We start from the raw sequence: 22,207 nt of genomic DNA, 5'->3' as shown, positions 1-22,207 counted from the left end.
TCAGTCCTCGATCAGTACCGCGTCGTCGGGGGCGAAATAGAGCGGCACGCGCTCGCCGATCTGGGGCATCTGGCTGCGATGGGTGGTGACCACGCGCAGCGGATGGCCTTCCGCGTCGAACTGCAGGTGCGTCAACTCCCCCTGCCAGTGAATGTCGCGCAGCGTACCGATGATGCAGTTGCTGCGCTGGGCGTCGGCATCGAGCGCAATATGCTGCGGCCGAATACACAGCAGTTTGTCGAAACCGCGTTGCGCACCATAGGTAAAGCAGCCGATCACTTTGCCGGCGCAGCTGACGGTGGTCATGCCTTGCCCGGTAGTGGTCTCCAGCGCGGTGGCCGGCAGCAGGTTGGCGCGGCCGAGGAACTCGGCGGCGAAACGGTTCGTGGGATGATGGTACAGCGCGCGGGTCTCGCCGTGGGCGATCAGGTGGCCGTCGCGCATGATGCCAATCTTGTCCGCCAGCGTCAGCGCTTCGCCCTGATCGTGGGTGACGTACAGGATGGTCAGGTCAGGCAGTTCGCGGTGCAGGCGGGCGATCTCTTCCACCATGCTGTGGCGAATTTGCGCGTCCAGCGCCGACAGCGGTTCATCCAGCAGCAAGACTTTGGGGCGCACCGCGATGGCGCGGGCGATCGCCACGCGCTGCTGTTGGCCACCGGAGAGCTGGCTGGGATAGCGCTTGGCGTAGGCGGACATGCCGACGATGGCCAACGCCTCTTCGACGCGCTCGGCGGTGAGGCCGCGCGGCTTGCCCTGGGCGCGCAGGCCGAACGCCACATTGTCTTCGACGCGCATATGCGGAAACAGCGCGTAGTTCTGTACCACCATGCCCAGGCCGCGCTCATAAGGTGGCACGTCGGTGACATCGACGTCACCGATGGCAATACGCCCGGCGGAGGGCTGCACGAAGCCGGCGATCGCCCGCAGCACGGTAGTTTTGCCCGAACCGGAGGGGCCGATCAGCGCCAGCACTTCGCCGGGGGCGATGGTGAGCGTCAGGGGTTTCAGCACCTCGGTGCCGCGATACGACACGCTGACGCGGTCGAGCTGAATGCCCGACGGCCCGGCGATGTCTTGGCTGCTATCCCGCGCCTCGGCGCGGGAAGAGAGGGTAGAAGGCATCGTCAGCGTCATTCGGTCACCTGGTGCCAGCGGGAGATATCGGCGGACAGGCTGCTCACCACCTGATTCCAGTCCGGCGCCCAGATCTCAACGCCTTTCAGCGCCGCCTGCGACTGCTTGAAGTTATCGTCGGCCGGGGTGACGTCCTTACGCACCGGCATGCCGTAGGAAATGGCGCTGACGCTGCTCTGGGCTTCTTTGCTCAGCAGGAAGTCGATCAGCTTTTTGCCGTTGGCGCTTTGCGGCGCGCCTTGCACCAGGCCGACATAGTAAGGCAGCACCAGCGTGCTGCGCTTGCCGTCCGGCCCGGCCGGCCAGAACACCTTCACGTTCGGGTTGCTGCGCATCTGCGCCAGGTTCATCTGCAGATCGCCGTTGGCCACCAGCAGCTCGCCTTTATTGACCAGCGCGGTCAGCTTGCCGGTGGAAGCGGAAGGGCCGACGTTGTTGCTTTGCAGTTTGCCGAGGTAGTCGAAACCGGCGTCTTTGCTGCCGAAGCTGTGAAACGCCTGCAGCATCACCGCGGTGCCGTCACCCGCCTGGCCCGGCGTGGAGTACTGCAGCTTGTTGCGGAACTGCGCGTCCAGCAGCTGTTGATAGCTGGCGGGCGCCTGCGGCAACAGCTTGGCGTTATAGATGAAGCTCAGGTAGTTGTTCACCAGCGGCACGAACTGTGGCTGGGCGTCGGCGATCTGCGCCGCATCCTGCGGGGTGAAATCCTGCAGCAGTTTTTCCGCGGCGGCGCGCTGGATGAACGGCGGCAGCGTCACCAGCACGTCGGCCTGCGGGTTGCTGCGCTCTTTCGACAGCCGCTCGACGATGGCGCCGGAACCGCCTTCGACGTACTGCACCTTGATGCCGGTTGCCTGAGTGAAGGCGTCGAACTGGGTTTGATACCAGCTGTGATCGCCGTCGTGCAGCCCATCGGCAGAGTAGACGGTCACCACCGCGTCGGCGGCCCAGGCCGGCGCGGCGCCGAGTGCGATGGCGGTCATCACGACCAGACGAGAAAGTTTCATAGCTTCAGCCTCACTGTTGCGGGTTAATGCGAAACTGGTATACACCAGATATGCGGCCAAGCTAATCGGCGAATATGACAAACAAATGAAAGCGGCAAAATATATTTACCGGCAACGGGGATTGGGCGTGGGAGAGAAACGGGGGCGGCAGGCGCAGCCCCGTCATGCAGAGGGTTAAAGCGTATCGACTTCGATGCGCAGGCTGTCGTGGCGCCAGTATTCGATATCGAAATCGAGAATGCGGCCGTGCTGATCGTAATTTAATCGGCGCAGCAGCAAGGCGGGCAGGCCGACCATGGCGCCGAGCGCGTTGGCGGCGCGGTAAGGCAGGGCCGTTGGATAGAACGACAGATGCATGTTGCTGTAAATCAACGCGTAATGCTGTTGATAGACCTCGGTCAGGCTGCTGTTGAGATCGTGGCTGAGCAGTTCCGGCACCCGCTGCGGCAGGCAGTGGTTTTCGCAATAGCAGATGGCGCGGCCGTCGGCGTAGCGCACGCGGCGTAGCAGATACACCTGATCGAACGGTTCGAGCGCCAGCGGCTGCATCACGTCGAGCGGCACCGTGGTTTTTTCGCCGGACAGCAGCGCGGTGCGCGGCGTGCGCCCCTGCTCCTGGCAGAGGCGGTGGAAGTTGGTGTTCTGCGTCGGATCCAGCCACAGCCGCTCCGGCGTGACGAACCAACCGCGGCGATCGGCGCGGTAGATGGCGCCGGTGGCCTCCAACTGCGCCAGGCTCTCGCGAATGGTAACGCGGGTGGTGGAGAAGATGGCGCACAGCTCGCGCTCCGAAGGCAGCTTGTCGCCCGCCTGCAGCGCGCCGCGGGTGATACGCGCCAGAAGCTGATCCTTGATCTGCAGGTAGTGGGGCATATCGCCCTGATGTTCTTTCATTTCATCTCGCTATGGCATCGGCCCGACATTCCGGCACGCGCTTATTATACATAGCCAGATGAATTTTTTGTTTCACCGCGCTTTGTCGTTTGACCGGGGAAGGAATTTGCGGCCACAATGCCCGTAATCTGGTATAGACCAAATAGGTGAATAACATGTCCGATCGTAACTACCTGCTGTTGACCCCCGGCCCGTTGACCACGTCGAAAACGGTAAAAGAGGCGATGCTGTTCGACAGCTGCACCTGGGATGAAGATTACAACCTGGGCGTGGTGCAAAGCATCCGCCAGCAGTTGGTGGCGCTGGCGACGCCGTCCGCCGGTTACACCTCGGTGTTGCTGCAGGGCAGCGGCAGTTTTGCGGTGGAAGGCGTGCTGGGCACGGTCATCGGCCCGCAGGACAAGCTGCTGATCGTCAACAACGGCGCCTACGGGGCGCGAATGATCGAAATGGCGCGGCTGATGGACATCGACCATCACGCTTTCGACTGCGGCGAGGTCAATGAGCCGGACGTGGCGGCGATGGAGGCGGTGCTGAAAAGCGATGCGCGCATCAGCCATATCGCCATGGTGCACTGCGAAACCACCACCGGCATGCTCAACCCGCTGCAGAAGGTCGCCGGCCTAGCGGCGCGCAACGGAAAGACCTTTATCGTCGATGCCATGAGCAGCTTCGGCGGCATCCCGCTGGATGTGGACGCGCTGGGCATCGATTTTCTGATCAGCTCCGCCAACAAATGCATTCAGGGCGTGCCGGGCTTCGCTTTCGTCATCGCCCGCCGCAGCGAGCTGGAGAAATGTGCCGGCCGTTCACGCTCGCTGTCGTTGGATCTGTATGCCCAGTGGCGCTGTATGGAAGACCAGGCCGGCAAATGGCGCTTTACGTCGCCGACCCACACCGTGTTGGCCTTTGCACAGGCGCTGAAAGAACTGGAACAAGAGGGCGGCATTGCCGCGCGCCACCGCCGCTATCAGACCAATCAGCGGCGGCTGGTGGCGGGTATGCGCGAGCTGGGCTTTGAGACTCTGCTGGACGATGCGTTGCATTCGCCGATCATCACCGCGTTCTATTCGCCAAAGGCCGACACTTACCGCTTTGCCGAATTTTATCAGCGCCTGAAGCAGCAAGGGTTTGTGATCTATCCCGGCAAAGTGTCGCAGAGCGACTGCTTCCGCATCGGCAACATCGGGGAAATTTATCCGCAGGATATCGAACGTTTGCTGGCGGCCGTCGGGCAGGCGATGTACTGGAATCAATAAGGATTGACCATGAAACAGATCAACGCAGTGATCCTCGACTGGGCCGGCACCACGGTGGACTTCGGCTCCTTTGCGCCAACGCAGATTTTTGTCGAGGCATTCAAACAAACCTTCGATATCGACATCAGCCTGGCGGAGGCGCGCATTCCAATGGGGCTGGGTAAATGGCAGCACATTGAGGCGCTGGGCAAGCTGCCGGCGGTCGATGCGCGCTGGCGGCAGAAGCTGGGCCGTTCGATGAGCCATCAGGACATCGACGCGCTGTATCAGGCGTTTATGCCGCTGCAAATCGCCAAAGTGATCGACTTCGCCGATCCCATCGAGGGTGTGCCGCAGGTGATTGCCGGGCTGCGCGAACAGGGCATTAAAATCGGCTCCTGCTCCGGTTATCCGCGTGCGGTGATGGAGGTGCTGGTGCCTGCCGCCGCGCAGCGCGGCTACGCGCCAGATTACTGGGTCGCCACTGACGATCTCGCGGCCGGTGGCCGGCCGGGGCCGTGGATGGCGTTGCAGAACGTTATCGCGCTGGGCATCGATGCGGTGGCGCACTGCGTGAAGGTGGACGACGCGGTGCCGGGCATTGCTGAAGGGCTGAACGCCGGGATGTGGAGCGTCGGATTGGCGCTGTCCGGCAATGAGTTTGGCGCGACCTGGCAGGAGTACCGCCAAATGGCGGAAGGTGAGATAGAGCTGCGCCGTACGGCCGCCGCCGATAAGCTGTACGCGGCGGGCGCGCACTATGTGATAGACACGCTGGCGCACTTGCCGGGGGTGATCGCCGACATCAACCGGCGGCTGGCGAACGGCGAGCGGCCGTAACGACCGAGCGCGGGGCATAAAAAAACCGGGGATAATCCCCGGTTTTTTCGTTTTGAGACGGCGTTAACGGTGAGCCAATTCGACTTCGTCTTCGCTGTCCATCACGGCTTTGTCGGTTTGCTTCATCAGCTGGCTGGTGATGGTGCCTGCCGCCATGGAGCCGTTGACGTTCAGCGCGGTACGGCCCATGTCGATCAGCGGTTCGACCGAGATCAGCAGCGCGACCAGCGTCACCGGCAGGCCCATCGCCGGCAGCACGATCAGCGCGGCGAAGGTCGCGCCTCCGCCCACGCCCGCTACGCCGGCGGAGCTGATGGTGACGATGCCGACCAGGGTGGCGATCCACACCGGATCCAGCGGGTTGATGCCGACGGTCGGCGCAACCATTACCGCCAGCATTGCCGGGTAGAGGCCCGCACAGCCGTTCTGGCCGATGGTGGCACCGAACGACGCCGAGAAGCTGGCGATGGATTCCGGCACGCCCAGGCGGCGGGTCTGCGCTTCCACGTTCAATGGAATGCTGGCGGCGCTCGAGCGGCTGGTGAAGGCGAAAGTGATCACCGGCCACACCTTGCGGAAGAACTTCATCGGGTTAACGCCGGTGAAGGCCAGCAGCACAGCGTGCACCACGAACATGATGGCCAGGCCGATATACGAGGCCACCACAAAGCTGCCGAGCTTGACGATGTCGTGAATGTTGGAACCGGCGACCACTTTGGTCATCAGCGCCAGCACACCGTACGGCGTCAGCTTCATGACCAGACGCACCAGCTTCATCACCCAGGCCTGCAGGGTGTCGATAGCCACCAGTACGCGCTCGCCTTTCGGCTTGTCGTCTTTCAGCAGCTGCAGCGATGCCACGCCGAGGAAGGTGGCGAAAATCACCACGCTAATGATCGACGTCGGGCTGGCCCCGGTCAGATCGGCGAACGGGTTTTTCGGGATGAACGACAGCACCATCTGCGGCACGGTCAGGTCGGCCAGTTTACCCACGTAGTTGGTCTGGATCGCCGTCAGGCGCGCGCTTTCCTGCGCGCCCTGCACCAGGCCTTCGGCGGTCAGGCCGAACAGGTTGGTGACCAGCACGCCCACCAGCGCCGAGATCAGCGTGGTGAACAGCAGCGTGCCGATAGTCAGGACGCTGATTTTGCCCAGAGAAGAGGCGTTGTGCAGCTTGGCCACCGCGCTCAGGATCGAGGCGAACACCAGCGGCATGACGATCATTTGCAGCAGCTGCACATAGCCGTTGCCGACGATGTTGAACCAGCTGATGGATTCTTTCAGCACCGGGTTGTCGGAGCCGTACACCAGCTGCAGGCCCAGGCCGAACACCACGCCGACCACCAGGCCGACCAGCACTTTTTTCGCCAGGCTCCATTGCTTGTGGCGGGTTTGCGCCAACAGCAACAGGAGCGCGACAAACACCAGCACGTTAATCACGAGCGGAAGATTCATCCCCAATGTCTCCAATAATCTTTCTTATAAAAACGACTACGCATCACGTATGTCGCGATGTAAATATCGTAACAGTTTGCCGAGTGGCCTACTTATATCCAAATGGAATTTGATATAGCTTTTTGTGTGTTTTTGTTCGTTTTATATACATAAAGGTGATGGGTTGAGCGGATTTTTGTGATCAGAGTCTGATATTTCTGATTTGCTCGACATAGGATTGCACCGGCAGGGTGAAATCACCTTGCCAACAGATGGCAAACGCCACCAGGCACAGACACAGCACGCGCTCGAGCTGATTGCCTTTTTGCGAGTTGAGCAGCGGCAGGCGAAAACGCCAGCGGCATGGCCACAGCAGCGGAACGCCGGCGGGAGTGAGCATATCGGCCAGCAGATGGCTGAAGTAACCGATGATCATGGCGTGCAGCGCGTCGGCCGGGATCGGCCAGCTGCGCGGCACGTCCAGCTGGAACAGCGCCATGCCGCCGGCGATCGCCAGCAGGCTGTGGGTGAAGCCGCGGTGGCCGAAGGCGCGGGCGATGGGCAGGGCAATCCAGCGCAGACGCTGGCCCAGTACCGACTTGGGGTGATCGATGTCCGGCAGCAGCGAGGTCAGCAGCGCGGCGGGTATGATGTGCCACCAGTCGCCGGTAGCCAGCTCTGGCGTCACTTCCGCCTTCTTGGCGAAGATCGCGCAAGCGACAGAGAATATAAGGTGTCCTTCCGCGGTCATGCTGTTGCGATTCCGGCTGGTAAACTGTTAATTTATCCAGTATATGGGAAAATTCCCAGTAGTGGAAGCAGTTACCCTGTAACCAATTGTTTATTTTTCCCGGTTTTACAACGGCTTGTTACGGCAATGCGTAACAAATCATCGCTTTTGACGGGCGTGAACAAAAAGCGGGCAATGGGCGGTGCGGAACGGAGAGAAATAAGGGCGGTTTTCAGTACGCAGCGGCGGGAGGAAGCGGCGGCCGCGAAGAGCGCTGCGTGGCAGTGACAACGTTTCGCGGACCGTCGCTTTCCCTGCCGCCCAGCATAATAACAACAGCATGCCGATTCAATAATAATGAAACGCTGTTTCGTTTGTTTTGCGGCACGGATCCCTTTTATGGCGCTGAGCGGAAAGCCAGGGCGCCGGTGGCCGGCGCCGCAGGTCAGGCAAAGTGGGCGGGGGTGAGCTGTTCCAGGGTCTCCAGCTGGTGGTCTGCCAGCGCCCAGCGCGGATCGTGGCGGTATTCGGCGGCCGGGATCACGATGGAGCGCATGCGCGCGGCCTTGGTGGCGATCATGCCGTTAAAGGAGTCTTCCAGCGTGATGCAGCGCAGCGGATCGCTGCCCAGCCGTTCGGCGGCGATCAGGTAGACCTCCGGGTGCGGTTTGCTGTACGGCAAGTATTCGGCGGAAACCAGCTGATCGAAGTAGCCCTCAAGATCGAACATCTTCAGCACCTGCTGTTGCATGTGCAGCGGCGAGGCGGAGGCGAGACCGATGTTCAGCCCCTGCTCGCGGCACAGTTCCAGCGCCTGCCGGACGCCCGGCAGCAGCGGGCGGGTCTCGTGCACCAGCTCGATGGCGCGTTCGATAATCCTTGCCGACACCTCATCGAGCGAAACCCCTTGCCACGGCATCGCCTGGTACCACATTTTCACCACCAGATCGATGCGCAGCCCCAGGGTGTCCGGCAGTTTGTGGCGATCGGACAGATCCAGACCCAGCGCGCCGAAGATATCCAGCTCGGCCTGCAGCCACAGCGGTTCCGAATCGATCAACAAGCCGTCCATATCAAAAATTGCGGTTTCAATGCGTTGCGAATAAGCCATTAACGGTTAACTCCTGCCGGCGCGGGTGAATGTGCCCGACACTCTATCATCGCCGACGGCGAGACTAAAATCTTTGCCTGCGCGTTTGGCTTTTGCCAAAGCGAAGGATATTCCACATCTCGCGCAACTTTAGCCACCAGCGTTGGTGTTGGCGCTCGGTAACCTGTTGCAACATGCGCGCATAGTCCAGCACCAACCCCGGCGTCCAGGTCATGCTTTCGCCACGGCTGCGCAGTACCGCCAGCATCCACAGATTGGGATCCAGCACCAATAACAGAAAACGGCGCCACAGATGTTTATCGCCCAGCACGCCCTCCAGCGCACTGTCGAGCGCGCCGATGACCGTGGTGGAGCAGTTACGCCGGGTCAGGTTGTAAGTCGCATCCTGTCGGTAGCGTAACCAGAATGCGCGCAGCGCCGCCGGGTTATAGCGATAGAACTGAATTTTCTTGTCCGGGGGGCACCAGGCGGCGATCTCGCCCGACAGGTCGGGCAGGAAACGTCCGTCGACGTTGTTCTGTTCGCCGGCATGCAACAACTGGCGGAAATCCTGAACGGAATGGCTGATGTCGTTGAGCGGGTAGTGACTGATATACACATCCGGCGCGAGCGCCAGGGCGGCATGACCGGTGGAGATATTGCCGCCGTTGTCGACCGCCGCGATGTATCGGTCGACGATGTAACGTCGGCGCGGATCTTTAGCCGCACCAATCGGTGTCCAGACATACACCGTGAGCGGCGCAGTCTCATCCGCCGGGGGCGGTGGCTGCCGGGTTGGGTGCTGATTCAGAGAAAAGCTTGTCAGTCTCCGGGCGATGCGCAATAAAGCCCAGCCGGAAAGCACCATCATCACGCCGAGGCAAAAGGGCACCGTCATGCGATGCGGCGCCGGCCAGCCGACAAAAATCATCAACGAAAGCAGGATTTCGCCGCCGCCCGCCAGCGCCACGGCTTTCCATCGGCTGTGTTGAATCACCGTGGAGGAGGCGATGCGCACGGCGCCGTCAAGCAGCAGCGCGCTGCCAAACACCACGGTGGCGACGATGTTATCGTCTGCGGGCACGTCCAACATTAAAAAGGCCATAAACACGAAGCCCAGCCCCTTAAGCAGCACCGGCCGGCTGGCCGAAGAGCCGATCACCAGCGCGGCGGATATCGCCACCAGCCCCTCCAGCGCCAGGATGACCGCCAGCGCATCCAGCGCCAGCACGGACCGGCCATCCTGCAGGATGTCGAACAGCATCAGCGCCCCTGCGGCTATCCACAGCCAACCGAACAGCACCAGCAGGCGGCGCTGGCCGTGCAGCGCCTGCGCGCCCAGCAATAAGATAATCAGTCGAATCATGACGGCCTCTGATTAAACGGGTAACGTTATCTCTTCAATGATAGTGCGCGAACGTCGTTAAGCAGTTGATTTCGGCGAATTCGGCTAAGCTTGTAGCACAGCGGGAATGAAGAAAACGGTGGGCGAGTTTCGCCAACTGCAGGTAGACTTAGCCGATTCGGTTACGTCGCTAACAAGGGGAACACATGACGTATCAACAGGCCGGGCGTATCGCCATTTTGAAACGCATTCTCGGATGGGTGGTTTTTATCCCGGCGTTGCTGTCGACGCTGATTTCCGTGCTGGGCTTCATCTATCAGCACAGTGAAAAAACCAAGGGCATCAACGCGGTGATGCTGGATTTTGTTCACGTGATGGTGGACATGGTGCGTTTCAATACACCGTTCCTGAACCTTTTCTGGTACAACTCGCCGGTGCCTGACGTGGATAAAAGCCTGTTCAGCGGCGCCAATCTGATGTTCATCATCATCTATATCCTGATCTTCGTCGGGCTGGCGCTGCAGGCTTCCGGCGCACGCATGTCGCGCCAGGTCAAGTTCATCCGCGAAGGGTTGGAAGACCAGATGATCCTGGAGCAGGCCAAGGGCAGCGAAGGGCACACGCGCCAGCAGCTGGAGGCGCGCATCACGCTGCCGCACCACACCATCTTCCTGCAGTACTTCCCGCTGTATATCCTGCCGATCGTGATTGCGGTGATCGCCTGGTTCGTGATCCGCCTGTTGGGGCAGCTGGCCGGCGCGGCCTGAACCATGAACGGGGCGCCGAGCGGCGCCCCGGAACGTTATGACGCCTCGGGCTGCAGCAGCGCCTCCACCGCGCGTTGCGCAGCCACCAGATGCTGGCCGCCGAACAGGTTGCTGCGGTTGAGCAGGTAGTACAGCTGATACAGCGGCTGACGCTCGATAAATCCGGCTCCCAGCGGCCATACGCTCTGATAGCCGTCGTAGATCTGCGGCGGCAGCTCGGGGTACAGCGGCAGCATCGCCAAATCGCACTCCCGGTCGCCCCAGTAGCTGGCCGGATCGAACAGAATCGGCCCGTGGGCGGTCATCGCGCAGTTGCCTGGCCACAGGTTGCCGTGCAGCAGCGAAGGCTGCGGCTGGTGGTGCTGCAAGCGCAGATACACCCGATCGACGATGTCGTCGATGTCACCGAAGGTCATGCCTTTCTCGGCCGCCAGCTGCAGCTGCCAGCCGATGCGCTGTTCGGCGAAGAATTCCGACCAGCGGCGCTGCCAGGCGTTGGGTTGCGGGGTGGTGGTCAGATCGCTGTCGAAGTCGAGGCCGAACTGCGGTTGCTCGCTCCACTGGTGCAGGTGCGCCAGCTGCTGGCCCAGACAGTAGGCGCCGTGGGCGTCGAGGGGTTTCAGCTGCTGATACTCCAGCAGCAGAAAGCTGTAGTCGCGATCGCTGCCGACGCCGTACACTTCCGGCACCCGCACGCTTTTGCTGCGCGCCAGCAACGCCAGCTGATCGGCCTCGGCGGTGAATATCGGCAGTTGTTCACGGGCGTCGCATTTCACGAACACCTCGTTGTCACCGTAACTCACGCGCCACGCCGGGTGAATGTCGCCCCCGGGCAGTTCAATCCTTTCGCGTATCTCTGCGCTGCCAAGATGTTCACTTAACAGACGGCTAACGGCTTGCCACATGGTATTTCCCCCTCTGTGCTGCCTGATAATTCATTAGGTTAGCGTCTTTCCCGTGGTGAAAACACGACGCGGCGCACAGCCGGCGTCAAAGGCGGCGATTTTTTCAGCGCCTCGCCAGCTCAAAGTATATACCCTATTGATTAATTTAAGCGCAATACCGGTTGCAACTTGATGACAACGACGCGATGAGCGGGGGAAGGTGATGCGGCGAGCAGAGGGCATCGCCGCATCGGGGAGTTAACCGCCGGTGAGGGCGCCTTGGTTACGCTGTAACGGACGCAGCTTGCTGTACAACAAGGCGATAACGAACAGCACGGCCTGTACGATGACGATGCAGGGGCCGGTGGCGCCGTCGATGTGGAAGCTGATCAGGGTGCCGAGCACGCAGGAGAACACCGATACTATCGTCGCCACCATCAGCATGTGGTCGAAGCGGCGGCACAGCATAAAGGCGATGATGCCGGGGGCGATCAGCATGGCGATCACCAGGATCACCCCCACGGCCTGCAGCGAGGCGACGATGGTCATCGCCAGCAGGCACAGCAGCCCGTAGTGCAGCAGCTTGACCGGCAGGCCAATCACCCGCGCATGATGCGGATCGAAGCAGTACAGCATGAAGTCTTTACGCTTGAGCAGCACCACCGCCAGGGTAATGCCGGCGATCAGCAGGGTTTGCTTCAGCTCGCCGTCGGTAATGCCCAGCATGTTGCCGAACAGAATGTGGCTCAGGTGCTGGTCGGTATCGATGCGCGAGAACAGCACCAGGCCGAAGGCGAACATGCCGGAAAAGACGATGCCCATCACCGTGTCTTCTTTCACCCGGCTGTTCTCTTTCAGGTAGCCGGTGGCTACCGCGCAAAAGATGCCGGAGAGGAACGCGCCGATCGCCAGCGGGATGCCGACCACGAACGCTACCACGATGCCGGGCAGCACCGCGTGCGAGATGGCGTCGCCCATCAGCGACCAGCCTTTGAGCACCAGATAGCAGGAGAGCACGGCGCACACTACGCCGGTGACGATGGCGGCGACGATCGCCCGCTGCATGAACGGGTAGGCGAAGGGTTCGCTGAGCAGTTGATACAGGGTGTCCATCAGCGGCCTCCGGTTTGCGAATGCGCCACGCGGCGCCGGGACGCCAGCAGGCCGTGTTTCGGCGCGAAGAAGAACGCCGCCAGGAACACCAGCGTTTGCAGGGTGACAATCACGCCCCCGGTGGCACCGTCGAGGAAGAAACTCAGGTAGGCGCCGACGCCGCTGGTCAGCGAACCGATGATGATGGCGATGATCACCAGCCGGCTGAAGCGATCGGTCAGCAGGTAGGCGGTGGCGCCCGGCGTGATCACCATGGCGATCACCAAAATGGCGCCGACGGTTTGCAGCGCGGCGACGGTGCAGGCGCTAAGCAGGGTGAAGAACAGGATCTTCAGCTTTAGCGGCGACAGGCCGATCGACACCGCGTGACTTTCGTCGAAGAACACCGCCAGCAGGTCTTTCCACACCAGGCACAGGATCAGCAGCGAAACGCCGATGATGATTTCCACCTGCAGCACGTCTTCGTCGGCGATGCCGAGGATATTGCCGAAGATGATCGACTGTACGTTGACCGAGGTGGGGTTGAGCGACACGATCAGCAGGCCGACGGCGAAGAAGGTGGAGAAGATAAAGCCGATGATGGCGTCTTCGCGCAGCCGGGTGATGTGGCGCACCAGCGTCATCGCCAGCGCCGCCAGCATGCCGGTGAAGAAGGCGCCGGCGGCGTAGGGCAGGCCGAGGGCGTAGGCGCCGGCTACGCCGGGCACCACCGAGTGCGACAGCGCGTCGCCCATCAGCGACCACCCTTTCAACATCAGGTAGGCGGAGAGGAACGCGCAGGCGGCGCCGACGATGGCGCTGACCCAGATGGCTTTCACCATGTAGTTATAACTGAAAGGTTGCAGCAGAAGGTCCAGCATCAGGATTGTTTCTCCCTGGCCTGGCTGTTGGCCGGCGGATCGCTCTTGGTGTGGCCGTAGAACACCGCGGGGCGTTCATCGTCGGTCAACACCGTAACTGTGCGCGGATCGTTGTCGTCGTGCAGATCCGGGCCGGAGAGGTTGATATGGCGCAGCACGCCGCCGAACGCCTGTTCCAGGTTGCTCTGGGTGAAGGTGGTCTCGGTCGGGCCGGCGGCCAGCACCGTGCGGTTGATGAGGATCACCCGATCGCAAAACTCCGGCACGCTGCCGAGGTTATGGGTGGAAACCAGGATCAGGTGCCCCTCGTCGCGCAGCGCGCGCAGCAGCTCGATAATGGCGTTCTCGGTTTTTACATCCACGCCGGTGAACGGCTCGTCCAGCAGCAGTACCGTGCCCTGTTGCGCCAGCGCACGCGCCAGAAACACGCGTTTTTTCTGGCCGCCGGACAGCTCGCCGATCTGCCGGCTGCGCAGCTCGCTCAGGCCGACGCGTTCCAGCGCCTTGTCGACCCGCAGCCGGTCTTCGCGCGACGGGATGCGCAGGAAGTTCATCTTGCCGTAACGGCCCATCATCACCACGTCTTCCACCAGCACCGGGAAGTTCCAGTCGACGTCTTCGGTCTGCGGCACGTAGGCGATCAGGTTCTTTTTCAGCGCGTCCGCCACCGGTTTGTCGCTCAGCGACACCTGGCCGGCAGTGGGCCTGACCAGGCCCATGATGCTTTTGAACAGCGTCGATTTGCCGCTGCCGTTGACGCCGACCAGCGCGCAGATCGAACCGCCGCTCAGGGTAAAGCTGGCGTTGTGAATGGCGGTGTGCCCGTTGTTGTAGGTTACGGTGACGTCGTCCACGTTCAATTCAGGGCGGACAAACGGTTCATGGGTCATTGATCGAATCCTTTGGCGATGGTTTGCACGGTGGTGTTGAGCAGGTCGATATAGGTCGGCACCGGGCCATCGCGGGTGGACAGTGAATCCACGTACAGCACGCCGCCGTATTTGGCGCCGGTCTCTTTCGCCACCTGCTTGGCCGGCTTGTCGGAAATGGTGCTCTCGCTGAACACCACCGGAATATGGTGGGCGCGCACCGCATCGATCACCCGGCGCACCTGCTGCGGCGAGCCTTGCTCATCGGCGTTGATCGGCCAAAGATAAACTTCTTTCAGCTGGTAGTCCTGCGCCAGATAGCTGAAGGCGCCTTCGCTGGTCACCAGCCAACGCTGTGCGGCAGGAATGCGCGCCAGGCGTTCGCGCAGCGGGGCGTCCAGCGCGCCGATCTTCTCTGCGTAGGCCTTGGCGTTGCGGTTGTAGGTTTCTGCATGGGCCGGATCGTGCTCTACCAGCGCCTTACGGATGTTCTCGATGTACACCAGCGCGTTGCTCGGCGACATCCAGGCATGCGGGTTCGGGTTGCCGTTATACGGCCCTTCGCGGATCGGCAGTGGGGTGATGCCTTCGGTCACGACCGCCGCCGGCACCTGCTTGATGTTCTCGAAGAAGCGCTGGAACCAGCGTTCCAGGTTCATGCCGTTCCACAGGATCAGATCGGCGTGCTGCGCCTTGACGATGTCGCGCGGGGTAGGTTGATAGTCGTGGATCTCGGCACCCGGTTTGGTGATGGATTCTACCACGGCGGCGTCACCCGCCACGTTCTGGGCGATGTCCTGAATGATGGTAAAGGTGGTCACCACGCGCAGCTTCTTTTCCGCCAGCGCGTGTGGGCTGGCCATAGCGGCGCCGAGCAGCAGGCAGGCGAGCGTGAAAGGGCGTAACAGTGCGGCAGCGCGGGGAAGGCGACTACGGCGAAAAGCGCAACTTATCAATGGCATGATGACGTCTCCTGGTTCAAATGAAAATGATTATCAATATCAATTGAAGCGAAGTCAAGCGTCACTTGCCCACCGCCGGCGGGGTATTTCTCCAACTGAAAAAATAATACCGTCCGGGGAGTTATAGCATTTTATGTATCAGTATGTAACCGCTGAAGGTAGTCCTTACAGCTGCATATAGTCACCTCAGGCTGTTTTCCCAAGGCCAACTGCCCGAACCCCTGCGCCAGCCGCTGTACATCCTCTTGATCCAGCACGGTTATAAACGCAAAACTGTTGCTGCCGAGTTCGTGGTGAACGCCATTCTCGTCTGTCACCGACGTGACAAAACCCTCCCGCGTCAATTGCCCGGTCAGCTTCGCCAGGTCGGTCAATCCTTCTTCCTGATAGCGAAAAGTCACCACAAAGCAGCTTGTTGCAGATTGACTCATAAATCACCTCTTGGTATATGGATAGCTTGAGATTAGTCCAAAAAATTACTGCAGGTGTCCTTACAAGTTGTATATGCTACGCAACTCATTGAAAGGAGTGAGGGATTCTGTGAAAACAAAAATAGGTTGCCTTACGGCAATTTTACTTTTGTCGGGGTGCGCCAAAGACCCGCAAACGGCAAGCAATATTTCAGGCAGTGGCACAACGCGCGGCGGTTGGTTAAAACCCCCTCCGCAGGCACCGGTAAATCGCACAGGCACGCCGGTTGTTTATAACGATTACATTCGTCAGGCCGCCAGCAACTATGGCGTCGACGAAACGCTGATTAAAGCGATTATTCAGGTGGAGTCCGGGTTTAACCCGAACGTGGTCAGCACCTCGAACGCAGTGGGATTGATGCAGCTTAAGGCTTCTACCGCCGGCCGCGACGCCTATCGCATGAAAGGACGAAGCGGGCAACCCAGCTCGCGAGAGCTGAAGGATCCGGCGGTCAATATTGATCTGGGAACGGCCTATATCAATATTCTTCAAAGCCAGCAGCTAGCCGGGATCAACAACCCACAGACTTTGCGTTATGCCACCATCGTTTCGTACGTGAACGGGGCGGGCGCCATGTTGCGCACCTTCTCCTCGGACAAGCGCGTGGCGGTCAATCGCATCAATCAGATGAGCCCGGATGAGTTTTATCAGCACATCCAGAAAAAGCACCCGGCACCGCAGGCGCCGCGCTATTTGTGGAAGGTGACCACCGCTTATCAGGCGATGTCGCCGTAGCCTGCCATCCTTCTTCAAATCGGCCGCTGAACGCGGCCGATTTTGTTTCCGGCGCCGTTCTAGTGCGCGACCTACTTCTCATTTTTCGTTATTTCCTCTCCGCTTATCGGAAAAACCGCACAAAAAGTTAAATTTACGTTAGCAGATAAATCTTTACGTTCATTCAATAAGTTACCGGTAACATTTTTGCTTTTGCGCGCATTGTGACCTTCAATAAATATACAAATAAGTAACAAATTATTTTAAAAACCCATATCGATCGCAAGGTTGCGGTTAAATAGTTGTGACTATCTTTGGATGGAATGTGACATGTCGAACCATAAAACCAACAATTCGCGGCGCGATTTCTTGTTGAAATCGATGACCTTAATTCCTGCGGCGGTAATTGGTGGCAGCGGCGTTGGCGCGCTGACGGCACCGACACCGGCGGTCGCGGCCTCGAACACCACAACGCAGAACGATTACCAACCGACCTTTTTCACCCCGGAAGAGTGGGCCTTCATCAAGGCCGCCGTTGCGCGCCTGATCCCGGCCGACGAACGCGGCCCTGGCGCACTGGAAGCCGGCGTGCCGGAGTTTATTGATCGCCAGATGAATACCCCGTACGCCACCGGCTCCATCTGGTACATGCAGGGGCCATTCAACCCCGATGTGCCGAAGGAGATGGGCTATCAGCTGCCGCTGGTGCCCAAGCAAATCTACAACCTCGGCATCAGTGACGCCGACGCTTACAGCAAGAAAACCGCCGGCAAGCCTTTCGCCGAACTGGATGGCGCGCAGCAAGACGCCATGCTGCAAAAGTTCGAGTCCGGCGAGGCGGAGTTCCAGCAGCTGCCGTCGAAACTGTTCTTCTCCTATCTGCTGCAAAACACCCGCGAAGGTTTCTTCAGCGATCCTATCCATGGCGGCAACAAAGACATGGTGGGTTGGAAGCTGATTAATTTTCCGGGCGCACGCGCCGATTTTATGGACTGGGTTGAGCGAGGGGAGCGTTATCCCTTCCCGCCGGTCTCGATTCGTGGGGAGAGGGGCTAATCATGGCAACGGTAATGAAAAAAGTAGATGCGGTGATCGTCGGCTTCGGCTGGGTGGGCGCGATCATGGCCAAAGAGCTGACCGAGGCCGGCCTCAACGTGGTGGCGCTGGAGCGCGGCCCGATGCGCGACACCTATCCGGACGGGTCTTATCCGCAGGTGATCGATGAGCTGACCTATAACATCCGCCGCAAGCTGTTCCAGGATCTGTCGAAAAGCACCGTCACCATTCGTCACAACAGCAGCCAGACCGCGGTGCCTTACCGCCAACTGGCGGCGTTCCTGCCGGGCACCGGCGTCGGCGGCGCCGGCCTGCACTGGTCGGGCGTGCATTTCCGCGTCGATCCGATCGAACTGCGCATGCGCAGCCACTATGAAGAGCGCTACGGCAAAAACTTCATTCCGAAGGACATGACCATCCAGGACTTCGGCGTGACCTACGACGAGCTGGAACCGTTCTTCGACAAAGCGGAGAAAGTGTTCGGCACCTCCGGCACCGCCTGGACCATCAAAGGGCAGAAAGTGGCGCAGAAGGGCGGCAACCGCTTTGCGGCAGATCGCTCCAGCGACTTCCCGCTGCCGGCGCAGAAAAATACCTACTCCGCCCAGCTGTTCGAGAAAGCGGCGCTGGAGGTGGGTTACCACCCTTACAACCTGCCGTCCGCCAACACCTCGGACTCTTACACCAACCCGTACGGCGCGCAGATGGGCCCGTGCAACTTCTGTGGTTTCTGCAGCGGCTACGCCTGCTACATGTATTCCAAAGCTTCGCCGAACGTCAACATTCTGCCGGCGCTGCGCATGGAAAAACGCTTCGAGCTGCGCACCAACGCCAACGTGCTGAAGGTCAACCTGACCGACGACAAGTCCCGCGCCACCGGCGTGAACTACGTCGATGCGCAGGGCCGCGAGATTGAACAGCCGGCCGATCTGGTGATCCTGGGCGCGTTCCAGTTCCACAACGTGCACCTGATGCTGCTGTCCGGCATCGGCAAGCCTTACGATCCGGTGACCGGCGAAGGCGTGGTCGGGCGCAACTTCGCCTACCAGAACATGACCACCATCAAGGCGTTCTTCGATAAAGACGTGTTTACCAACCCGTTCATCGGCGCCGGCGGCAACGGCGTGGGCGTGGACGACTTTAACGCCGATAACTTCGACCACGCCAAAGAAGGCTTCGTCGGCGGTTCGCCGTTCTGGGTCAACCAGGCGGGCACCAAGCCGATCTCCGGCCTGCCGACCCCGCCGGGCACCCCGGCCTGGGGCAGCAAGTGGAAAGCGGCGGTGGCGGATGCCTACACCCACCACGTTTCGATGGACGCCCACGGCGCGCACCAGTCGTACCGCAATAACTATCTGGATCTCGATCCCAACTACAAGAACGTCTTTGGCCAGCCGCTGCTGCGCATGACGTTCGACTGGCAGGAAAACGACATCAAGATGGCGCAGTTCATGTACGACAAGATGGCGCCGATCGCCAAGGCGATGAACCCGAAACTGATCGCCGGCAGCCCGAAAAACGCCAACAGCCACTTCGATACCACCAGCTACCAGACCACCCACATGAACGGCGGCGCGGTAATGGGGGAAGATCCGAAGACCAGCGCGGTCAACCGCTATCTGCAGAGCTGGGACGTGCACAACGTGTTCTCGATCGGCGCCTCGGCCTTCCCGCAGGGGCTGGGCTACAACCCGACCGGCACCGTGGCGGCGCTGGCTTACTGGTCTGCCCGCGCTATTCGCGAGCAGTATCTGAAAAACCCAGGCCCATTGGTGCAGGCATAAGGACGGCGAACGATGAAAGCATTTGTACCGGCACTGGTTCTCAGTGCAGTGAGTTTTTCCGTTTGGGCGCAGGACGCCACCGTCAGCAGCGAGCTTATCAAGCGCGGTGAATACCTGGCGCGCGCCGGCGACTGCGTGGCCTGCCACACCGACGGCAAGAGCGGCAAAACCTTCGCCGGCGGTCTGGCGATGGAGACGCCGATCGGCACCATTTACTCCACCAACATCACGCCGGACAAGAAAACCGGCATCGGCGATTACAGCTTCGAAGATTTCGACAACGCGGTGCGTAAGGGCGTAGCCAAAAACGGCAGTACCCTGTACCCGGCGATGCCGTACCCGTCGTTCGCGCTGGTGAAAGAGGAAGACATGCGCGCCATGTATGCCTATTTCATGCACGGCGTGCAGCCGGTGGAGCAGGCCAACAAGGATTCCGACATCCCGTGGCCGCTGTCGATGCGCTGGCCGCTGAGCATCTGGCGCGGCATGTTTGCGCCGTCGCCGGCGGACTTCGTGGCTGACGCCAAAGCCGATCCGGTGATTGAACGCGGTCGTTATCTGGTGGAAGGCCTGGGCCACTGCGGCGCTTGCCATACCCCGCGCAGCATCACCATGCAGGAAAAAGCGTTGAGCAACAGCGAAAGCGACGACTATCTGTCCGGCAGCAACGCGCCGATCGACGGCTGGGTGGCTTCCAGCTTGCGCAGCGACCGTAAGGATGGCCTGGGCAGCTGGAGCGAAGCCGAGCTGACCGAGTTCCTGAAAACCGGCCGTAACGACAAGGCGATCGTGTTTGGCGGCATGAGCGACGTGGTGGAGCACAGCCTGCAATACCTGAGCGACGACGATCTGACCGCCATCGCACGCTACCTGAAATCGCTGCCGCCGAAAGACGGCAAACAGCAGGCGGCGCCGGTCGAAGACAGCGTGGCCAAGGATCTGTGGCGCGGCGACGACAGCAAGCCCGGCGCGGCGCTGTATGTCGATAACTGCGCGGCCTGCCACCGCACCGACGGCGTGGGCTACAAGCGCGCCTTCCCGTCGCTGAAGGGCAACCCGGTGGTGCAGACCGAGGACGCGACCTCGCTGATCCACATCGTGCTGACCGGCAACACTACGCCGGCGGTGCAGGGGGCGGTGTCCAACATCACCATGCCGCCGTTCGGCTGGCGTTTGAACGATCAGCAGGTGGCGGACGTGGTGAACTTCATCCGTACCAGCTGGGGCAACAGCGCCAAACCGGTGAGCGCCTCCGACGTGGCCGACGTGCGTAAAGACCGCTCGATGATCCGCGACGAGAAGGAGATGGGCAGCGCCGAGGTGCCGGACCATCCGGACGCGAAGAAGTAAACCGCTTAAGGGCTCCGCAAGGGGCCCTTAGTTTTTTCTGTGTATGCCGATTTTTTCAGCATTTCCTGTTCGCAAATTGCCCGTTCGGCCGATAAAACATAGACCCGCAGGGGATTTTTCATTATCCTTTGCCGTCCTTTCATCAGGCGTAAGTATGAAATATCGCTTTAATTCACTGATTACTATTAAAAAGTTCGCGGAGAAGGATATCCCGTTAGGCGCAATCGTTGGCGCCGTAGATTAAGGTAGACTGTCTCATGAGTACGATTTCTCCCGATTCAGGCACGCTGACGGCCGCTCAGCCAGCCAAATGGAACAAAACCGACACCGTCTGGATGTTCGGCCTTTATGCCACCGCGGTGGGTGCCGGCACGCTGTTCTTGCCGATCAACGCCGGTTTGAACGGCCCGCTGGTGCTGCTGTTGATGGCGCTGTTCGCTTTTCCGCTGACCTATTTGCCGCACCGCGCGCTCAGCCGCTTCGTGCTGTCCGGCTCCAGCCGCGACGGCAATATTCACGATGTGGTGGTGGAACACTTCGGCGTGCTGGCCGGCAAAATCATCATGATGCTGTATCTGATGGCGTTCTTCCCGATCGTGCTGGTGTACAGCATTTCGATCACCAACGCGCTGGACAGCTTCCTGATCCATCAGTTCCACGTGGCGCCGCTGCCGCGCATCTGGCTGAGCCTGGCGGTGGTGGTGGTGCTCAATCTGGTGCTGCTGCGCGGCAAAGACAGCATCGTGGCGGCGATGGGCATGCTGGTGTTCCCGCTGCTGGTGTTCCTGATGGGCATTTCGCTGTACCTGATGCCGAGCTGGAATACTGCCAACTTCGTTAGTGGCCTGGCCGCCACCCGCTTCGACACGCCGGGGCTGTGGCATTCGCTGTGGCTGGCGGTGCCGGTGATGGTGTTCTCCTTCAGCCATGCGCCGATCATCTCTTCCTTCGCCTCGACCCAGAAGAGCCTGTATGGCGATAAGGCGGAACGCCGCTGCGCGCGCATCATGCGCTACAGCTATGTGCTGATCTGCGTCACCGTGCTGTTTTTCGTGTTCAGCTGCGTGCTGAGCCTGTCCCATGAAGACATGCAGCAGGCGAAAGACCAGAACATCACGGTGCTGACCACGCTGGCCAACAAATTCTCCAACCCGCTGATCGCCTATCTCGGCCCGGTAATGGCGATGTTGGCAATGGCCAAATCCTATCTCGGCACCTCGCTGGGGGTGACGGAAGGGGCGACCAGCCTGATCGACGGCGTCACGCGCGCGGTCGGCAAACCGCTCAGTTCGCGTATGACGCACCGCATCTCGGCGGTGTCGCTGTTCCTGCTCACCTGGGCGGCGACGGTGTGGAACCCCAGCGCGCTGCACATCATTGAAACCATCAGCGGCCCGCTGATTGCCGCCATCCTGTTCATTCTGCCGATGTACGCGGTGCGCGCGGTGCCGGCAATGCGTAAATACCGCGCGGCGAGCAACGTATTCGTACTGGTGATGGGCCTGATTGCGCTGTCGGCGCTGATCTACGGCCTGGTGTGATCCTCAGGGCGCGCCGCTTCCGGCGCGCCTCTTCATCCCGCATTACACATCCCTTTGCAATTAATCGCCGGGCAACGCGGCGTGACCTTTGATAATGCTAGCCATTCTCATTACTATTCCC

21 protein-coding genes are annotated in these 22,207 nt (G+C 60.5%); 8 read left to right on the top strand and 13 right to left on the bottom strand.

Annotated features, from left to right (window positions below; all coding sequences use genetic code 11):
- The 3 genes from phnT to phnR form a co-directional block, all read right to left on the bottom strand.
- Nucleotides 1-1,125 carry a 2-aminoethylphosphonate ABC transport system ATP-binding subunit PhnT gene (phnT, locus tag AWX27_RS02710; RefSeq protein ID WP_060419727.1) on the bottom strand — a complete coding sequence of 375 codons (1,125 nt, stop codon included), beginning with the start codon at nt 1,123-1,125 and terminating at the stop codon, nt 1-3.
- An 8-nt stretch (nt 1,126-1,133) separates the two neighbouring features.
- Nucleotides 1,134-2,144: a 2-aminoethylphosphonate ABC transporter substrate-binding protein gene (locus AWX27_RS02705; RefSeq protein ID WP_060419247.1), complete on the bottom strand. Its 1,011-nt coding sequence runs from the start codon at nt 2,142-2,144 to the stop codon at nt 1,134-1,136.
- 174 nt (nt 2,145-2,318) lie between these two features.
- Nucleotides 2,319-3,038 (bottom strand): phosphonate utilization transcriptional regulator PhnR, encoded by a 720-nt coding sequence (phnR, locus tag AWX27_RS02700; protein WP_060419244.1) that lies wholly within the window; start codon nt 3,036-3,038, stop codon nt 2,319-2,321.
- Between the two features lie 155 nt (nt 3,039-3,193).
- On the opposite strand from phnR, the gene phnW reads away from it, so the two are divergent.
- Together phnW and phnX are read left to right on the top strand one after the other, a co-directional pair.
- Nucleotides 3,194-4,297, top strand: coding sequence for a 2-aminoethylphosphonate--pyruvate transaminase (gene phnW, locus AWX27_RS02695; RefSeq protein ID WP_060419242.1), 1,104 nt, complete (start codon nt 3,194-3,196; stop codon nt 4,295-4,297).
- 9 nt (nt 4,298-4,306) lie between these two features.
- A complete protein-coding gene (gene phnX, locus AWX27_RS02690; protein WP_060419240.1) occupies nt 4,307-5,116 on the top strand; it encodes a phosphonoacetaldehyde hydrolase in 810 nt (269 codons plus the stop codon).
- A 63-nt stretch (nt 5,117-5,179) separates the two neighbouring features.
- Here the strand turns inward: phnX and AWX27_RS02685 are convergent, their stop codons facing one another.
- The 4 genes from AWX27_RS02685 to AWX27_RS02670 form a co-directional block, all read right to left on the bottom strand.
- The gene (locus AWX27_RS02685; protein ID WP_038877619.1) at nt 5,180-6,571 is read right to left on the bottom strand and encodes an L-cystine transporter; all 1,392 of its coding nucleotides are present in this window, start codon (nt 6,569-6,571) and stop codon (nt 5,180-5,182) included.
- 181 nt (nt 6,572-6,752) lie between these two features.
- Nucleotides 6,753-7,301: a metal-dependent hydrolase gene (locus tag AWX27_RS02680; protein ID WP_004931456.1), complete on the bottom strand. Its 549-nt coding sequence runs from the start codon at nt 7,299-7,301 to the stop codon at nt 6,753-6,755.
- Nucleotides 7,302-7,725: 424 nt separating this feature from the next.
- Nucleotides 7,726-8,391: a hexitol phosphatase HxpB gene (hxpB, locus tag AWX27_RS02675; RefSeq protein WP_049198577.1), complete on the bottom strand. Its 666-nt coding sequence runs from the start codon at nt 8,389-8,391 to the stop codon at nt 7,726-7,728.
- A 64-nt stretch (nt 8,392-8,455) separates the two neighbouring features.
- Nucleotides 8,456-9,736 (bottom strand): HdeD family acid-resistance protein, encoded by a 1,281-nt coding sequence (locus AWX27_RS02670; protein ID WP_060419239.1) that lies wholly within the window; start codon nt 9,734-9,736, stop codon nt 8,456-8,458.
- A 185-nt stretch (nt 9,737-9,921) separates the two neighbouring features.
- On the opposite strand from AWX27_RS02670, the gene AWX27_RS02665 reads away from it, so the two are divergent.
- On the top strand, nt 9,922-10,482 hold the full coding sequence (locus tag AWX27_RS02665) for a YniB family protein (protein WP_038877612.1): 561 nt from the start codon (nt 9,922-9,924) through the stop codon (nt 10,480-10,482).
- Nucleotides 10,483-10,517: 35 nt separating this feature from the next.
- Here AWX27_RS02665 and AWX27_RS02660 read toward each other — a convergent pair whose 3' ends face one another.
- The 6 genes from AWX27_RS02660 to ghoS all read right to left on the bottom strand — a co-directional run bounded on the left by AWX27_RS02660 (nt 10,518) and on the right by ghoS (nt 15,601).
- A complete protein-coding gene (locus AWX27_RS02660) occupies nt 10,518-11,387 on the bottom strand; it encodes a fructosamine kinase family protein (RefSeq protein ID WP_004931452.1) in 870 nt (289 codons plus the stop codon).
- A 237-nt stretch (nt 11,388-11,624) separates the two neighbouring features.
- Nucleotides 11,625-12,479, bottom strand: a complete 855-nt coding sequence (locus tag AWX27_RS02655; protein ID WP_060419236.1) for a metal ABC transporter permease — start codon at nt 12,477-12,479, stop codon at nt 11,625-11,627.
- The gene (gene yfeC / locus AWX27_RS02650; RefSeq protein ID WP_049198580.1) at nt 12,479-13,339 is read right to left on the bottom strand and encodes an iron/manganese ABC transporter permease subunit YfeC; all 861 of its coding nucleotides are present in this window, start codon (nt 13,337-13,339) and stop codon (nt 12,479-12,481) included. The genes AWX27_RS02655 and yfeC overlap by 1 nt, the downstream gene beginning before the upstream one ends.
- A complete protein-coding gene (locus AWX27_RS02645; protein ID WP_047727680.1) occupies nt 13,339-14,229 on the bottom strand; it encodes a manganese/iron ABC transporter ATP-binding protein in 891 nt (296 codons plus the stop codon). Before AWX27_RS02645 ends, yfeC begins: the two co-directional genes overlap by 1 nt.
- Nucleotides 14,226-15,170: a metal ABC transporter substrate-binding protein gene (locus AWX27_RS02640; protein WP_060419234.1), complete on the bottom strand. Its 945-nt coding sequence runs from the start codon at nt 15,168-15,170 to the stop codon at nt 14,226-14,228. Before AWX27_RS02640 ends, AWX27_RS02645 begins: the two co-directional genes overlap by 4 nt.
- Before the next feature lie 131 nt (nt 15,171-15,301).
- Nucleotides 15,302-15,601 (bottom strand): type V toxin-antitoxin system endoribonuclease antitoxin GhoS, encoded by a 300-nt coding sequence (ghoS, locus tag AWX27_RS02635; RefSeq protein WP_060419232.1) that lies wholly within the window; start codon nt 15,599-15,601, stop codon nt 15,302-15,304.
- A gap of 109 nt (nt 15,602-15,710) precedes the next feature.
- Between ghoS and AWX27_RS02630 the strand changes: the two genes are divergently transcribed.
- The 5 genes from AWX27_RS02630 (at nt 15,711) to AWX27_RS02610 (ending at nt 22,086) form a co-directional block, all read left to right on the top strand.
- Nucleotides 15,711-16,376, top strand: coding sequence for a transglycosylase SLT domain-containing protein (locus AWX27_RS02630; protein WP_049295470.1), 666 nt, complete (start codon nt 15,711-15,713; stop codon nt 16,374-16,376).
- Nucleotides 16,377-16,685: 309 nt separating this feature from the next.
- Nucleotides 16,686-17,411 carry a gluconate 2-dehydrogenase subunit 3 family protein gene (locus AWX27_RS02625; RefSeq protein WP_038877597.1) on the top strand — a complete coding sequence of 242 codons (726 nt, stop codon included), beginning with the start codon at nt 16,686-16,688 and terminating at the stop codon, nt 17,409-17,411.
- A gap of 2 nt (nt 17,412-17,413) precedes the next feature.
- Nucleotides 17,414-19,195, top strand: coding sequence for a GMC family oxidoreductase (locus AWX27_RS02620; RefSeq protein ID WP_025302609.1), 1,782 nt, complete (start codon nt 17,414-17,416; stop codon nt 19,193-19,195).
- Between the two features lie 12 nt (nt 19,196-19,207).
- Nucleotides 19,208-20,545, top strand: a complete 1,338-nt coding sequence (locus AWX27_RS02615; protein ID WP_060419230.1) for a c-type cytochrome — start codon at nt 19,208-19,210, stop codon at nt 20,543-20,545.
- A 257-nt stretch (nt 20,546-20,802) separates the two neighbouring features.
- Nucleotides 20,803-22,086: an SLC5/6 family protein gene (locus tag AWX27_RS02610; RefSeq protein ID WP_060419228.1), complete on the top strand. Its 1,284-nt coding sequence runs from the start codon at nt 20,803-20,805 to the stop codon at nt 22,084-22,086.
- Nucleotides 22,087-22,207: the final 121 nt, after the last annotated feature.

Source organism: Serratia sp. 2880STDY5682894, from assembly GCF_001537385.1.
In the GTDB taxonomy this organism is placed as follows: Bacteria; Pseudomonadota; Gammaproteobacteria; order Enterobacterales; family Enterobacteriaceae; genus Serratia; species Serratia nevei.
This window is presented reverse-complemented; position numbering and strand designations above follow the sequence as displayed.